Below are 3,995 nucleotides of genomic sequence, written 5' to 3' on the forward strand. Positions count from 1 at the left end.
TCCGATTACATCTTGTCGGCGCCAAAGGCGACCACGTAGAGAAGCCTGAAACTCAGTAACAGCTGTCCAGTGCAAAAACCAGATTAGTGGTTGACTTCAGGGGCCGCTTTAGAGAAGCGGCCCATGGCCGCGATCGATCTGCGGATTGAACCACTGCCGATCGCGGCCATGGGCCGCTCCTACATGGTGTGTTCTGGTATGCATCTGGTTCGACAGAAAACTCCCGGAAGCTGGGAGTCGCTGGAAGAGGAATTTTATGAAGTCATTAAAAACTTGATAGGCTCCATCGGCAATCGGTCGGGGCATCTGCAAGCGCGCTCTACTGCCCTTCATTGATCTGCCCAGCCTTGAAAGCCTCCAGTCTCCTACATCGGTCAGCAGCAGGGCGCTTCCCCGGAATCATTTGCAGGGGTATCGAAAGGCAGGCCGCCGCCACAGCCTTCGAACAGGCCGTAGTGCCGGCTGAAATCGCCGATAAATTCGAAGTGATCGGCAAAGCGGGTATCGCTCAGCATGTGCCAAGTGTTGCCGCATACCGGGAATACCCGTCCGGTTTCCATCAGGTGGTGTTTGTCCAGCGGGAACCGGTGGGGGAAGTTGGGCACTGTGCCGCGGTAGATCACCGCCTGGCCGTAGTCCTCGCAGTCGCTCTCCAGGGCGTCCAGTTTGAACAGGCGGTAGGTGGCGGAGAAAAAACGCAGGTTGCCGGTGCGCGCGGCCAGTTCCGGGTCGGTGATTTCCAGCGGCCGGTCTTCCGCCAGGCGCGGGTCGATAAAGCCGCTGCTCTGGGCCAGGCGCAGGAAGTCGTTCCAGTAGAGGGCGCCGCCCAGGCACTCGCCGTAGAGCACGGGGTCATCCCGCACTGCTTCGGGCACCCGGCGATCGGCGTAGACGTCGGAGAAATAGAATTCGCCGCCCTCCTTGAGCAGCCGGTGTACGCCTCGGAGTACGGCGTCCTTGTCCGGTGACAGGTTGACCACGCAGTTGGAGACGATCACATCGAAGCTGCCGGGCTCCAGGCCCAGTTGCTCCAGCTGTTCGATATAGCCGTGCAGGAAGCGCACATTGTCGAAGCCGAACTCCCGCGCGTGGTGGTCGCGGTGGCGTTCCGCCACCGCCAGCTGTTCCGGGGTCATATCCACCCCCACCACCAGGCCGTCGGGACCGACCAGTTGCGCGAGCGCGTAGACGTCGCGGCCGGAGCCGCAGCCCAGGTCCAGCACCCGGCAGCCCTCGAGCAGCGGCGGGCAGACCAGGCCGCAGCCGTAGTAGCGGGAGAGCACCTCCGGGTGAATCTTGGCGAGCAGTGGCTTCAGCCATTCCGGCATCGCGCTGGCATCGCAACAGGCGGTGGTTTTCAGGTCGTCGGAACTCTGCAACTGGCGGCCGTAGTAGTCCTGTACTGCTTCGCGCATGGTATGTCTCTCCGGTTTTATCGTTCAGTCGCACGCCGGGCGGATTTATTACGTTGCGAACTGTAGCTGATGAATCACGGAGAGGCCACGGGTCAGGCCAGCTGTGCGATCCTGTCCCGCGCCGCGGTCAGGTTTCCCTCCCTGGCGTCTTCTATCGCCATGCCCTCGGCGTGCACGAATTCCACATCGTCGATGCCGATAAAACCCAGGAATTGCCGCAAAAGCGCGGTCTGTGAGTGGTCTTCGCCGTAGAAGCCGCCGCGGGTGATAAACACGTAGGCTTTCTTGTTCTTCAGCAGTCCCTCCGGGCCTTCCGGGGTGTAGCGGAAGGTGATCCCCGCGCGGGCGATATGGTCGAAGTAGGCGCGCAGGGTCGAGGGGATGCTGAAGTTGTACATCGGAACACCCAGTACCAGCACGTCGGCCCCGGTGATTTCCTCCACCAGGCTATCGGAGAGTTTCACCATCTCCTGCTGTTCCGCGGTGCGCTCCTCGGGCGGGGTGATAAAGGCCTGGAAGCGCTGTGAGTCCAGGTGAGGCGTCGGCTCCGCCGCCAGGTCGCGGGTGACCACGCGGCCATCCGGGTTGCGCGCCTGCCAGTTGCGAGCGAACTGCTCGGCGAGTTGGGAGGATTGCCCATCGCCCTGGAACAGGCTGGTCTGAATTTTGAGTAACGTTGCCATTCGATACCTCCAAGGGGGGTTGTTTTCGAGATGCCGGCATTGAATCATTGATTTATTCGATAAAAAATTATAAAAATTTGCACTTATTTATCGGATGAGTAGATCTATGGGCAAGGATAATCACACTGCAACACCGCATATCAGCCTGGAGCAGTGGCGCTGCCTGGTGGCTGTGGTGGATGCGGGCGGCTATGCCCAGGCTGCGGAGAAGCTGCACAAGAGTCAGTCCTCCGTCAGCTATGCGGTGCAAAAGCTCGAGTCGGTACTGGACATCAAGGCGTTTTCCATCGAGGGCCGGCGGGCGGTTCTGACCCCGGCGGGAGAGATGCTCTACCGACGGGCGAAAGTGTTGCTGGACGAGGCCGCCAGCCTGGAGCGCGCGGCGCACAAGGCCTCCGCCGGCTGGGAGTCGGAAATCGCCATCGCCGTGGAGACGCTGTTTCCCATCTGGCTGCTGCTCGACTGTCTGGACCAGTTCGGCGCCGAGAGTCCGCAGACGCGTATCGAGCTACATGAAACTGTGCTGGGCGGAGCGCCGGAATCCCTGCAGGAGGGCAGGGTGGATCTGGCGATTTCACCCTATATTCCCCCCGGTTTCAGCGGCGAGCCCCTGCCGCGGCAGGCGCGGATCATTCCCGTCGCGCACCCGGACCACCCCCTGCACCAGTTGAAACGGGAACTGACCCTGCGCGACCTGCGCAAGCATCGCCATCTGATCGTGCGCGACTCCGGGTCCCAGCGGGACAAAAAAGCTCTCACCGTGGAAGTGGAGCAGCGCTGGGCCCTCTCCAGCATGGCCACCTCCATTGGTGCGGCCTGTCGCGGCTACGGATTCGCCTGGTTGCCGGAGGACAAGATCCGCAGCGAGCTGGAAGCGGGTATCCTCAAACCGCTGTCCCTGCGGGGCGGGGGAGAGCGCTATGTGCAGATGTACCTGATCTTCGCCGACCGCGACGCCGCCGGGCCCGGAGCCCTTCGCCTGGCGGAAATCCTGCAGGAACAGATGGCCGCCAGTTGCCCCGATCGCCCGATGGGCGCCTATTTCACTCAGGACCGCCCCGAGCGCACCTAAACTTCCGGTATGGAACCGAAAGGCGGAGTCTGCGGAAATGGTGACCGAGAAAAAGCTACGGGGTGGGCAGACGGTGAAAATCCGTCCCCTCCGCAAGGAGGACCTGGAGCTGGAGCTGGACTTTTTCCGCAACCTGTCGCCGGAATCCAGGAACCAGCGCTTTCTCGGCGGTATCAGCACCAAGAACCCTCCCCAGAAACTGATCGATATGTTGCTCGACGTCGATCACTCCCAGAGTGAGGCCTATATTGCCCTGGCGGGAGAGGGTGAGGAACAGAAGCAGATCGGGGTTGCCCGCTACGCGGTGGACGCCGGCGGCAGCGCCTGCGAGTGCGCTGCGGTGGTTACCGACGAGTGGCAGCGCCGCGGCCTGGGCACCCTGCTGATGAACCTCCTGATCGACAGCGCCCGCGAGCGGGGTATCAAACGCATGTACACCATCGAATCGGCGGGAAACGCCAAGGTGCGCAAAGTGGCCCACATCCTGGGGTTCCGGTGCGAAGCCTACCCGGGTGATCCCACTCTGCTTGTCTACAACCTGGATTTGCAGGAGGAGTGACCTGAACGGTTACCCAGGTGAAACCCGTCAGTAACTCGGCCGGTACCGTGGTGTGGGTGAATACGGTGCCACCACGCAGACCCGAAAACTCTGCTGGCTCACCCGATTCTGGCGGGTTCTGTGCATTCCAAAGAGACTCTAAGAGCCTGTTTGCGATCTATGGTGCTGCACATCCAGCGCGGGGTCGGGAGGGGTGCCTCTTTCCGGGACACGCTGTGAATACATCCCTGTACGCTCGTAATCGGCGTCCCTGCCTCATACGGTCC

Annotated in this window: 5 protein-coding genes; 3 read left to right on the forward strand and 2 right to left on the reverse strand. The window is 61.7% G+C overall.

Annotated features, from left to right (window positions below; translation table 11 throughout):
• Positions 1-123 precede the first annotated feature (123 nt).
• On the forward strand, positions 124-336 hold the full coding sequence (locus ACRC0P_RS18710; protein WP_438632822.1) for a hypothetical protein: 213 nt from the start codon (positions 124-126) through the stop codon (positions 334-336).
• A 38-nt stretch (positions 337-374) separates the two neighbouring features.
• Here ACRC0P_RS18710 and ACRC0P_RS18715 read toward each other — a convergent pair whose 3' ends face one another.
• On the reverse strand, positions 375-1,415 hold the full coding sequence (locus tag ACRC0P_RS18715) for a methyltransferase domain-containing protein (protein WP_438632823.1): 1,041 nt from the start codon (positions 1,413-1,415) through the stop codon (positions 375-377).
• Positions 1,416-1,507: 92 nt separating this feature from the next.
• Positions 1,508-2,098, reverse strand: coding sequence for an FMN-dependent NADH-azoreductase (locus ACRC0P_RS18720; RefSeq protein WP_438632824.1), 591 nt, complete (start codon positions 2,096-2,098; stop codon positions 1,508-1,510).
• 106 nt (positions 2,099-2,204) lie between these two features.
• Here ACRC0P_RS18720 and ACRC0P_RS18725 point away from each other — a divergent pair, with 106 nt between their 5' ends.
• Together ACRC0P_RS18725 and ACRC0P_RS18730 are read left to right on the forward strand one after the other, a co-directional pair.
• Positions 2,205-3,170: a LysR family transcriptional regulator gene (locus ACRC0P_RS18725; protein ID WP_438632825.1), complete on the forward strand. Its 966-nt coding sequence runs from the start codon at positions 2,205-2,207 to the stop codon at positions 3,168-3,170.
• 37 nt (positions 3,171-3,207) lie between these two features.
• On the forward strand, positions 3,208-3,729 hold the full coding sequence (locus ACRC0P_RS18730) for a GNAT family N-acetyltransferase (protein WP_438632826.1): 522 nt from the start codon (positions 3,208-3,210) through the stop codon (positions 3,727-3,729).
• Positions 3,730-3,995: the final 266 nt, after the last annotated feature.

It is taken from the genome of Microbulbifer sp. (assembly GCF_051659245.1).
Lineage (GTDB): Bacteria > Pseudomonadota > Gammaproteobacteria > Pseudomonadales > Cellvibrionaceae > Microbulbifer.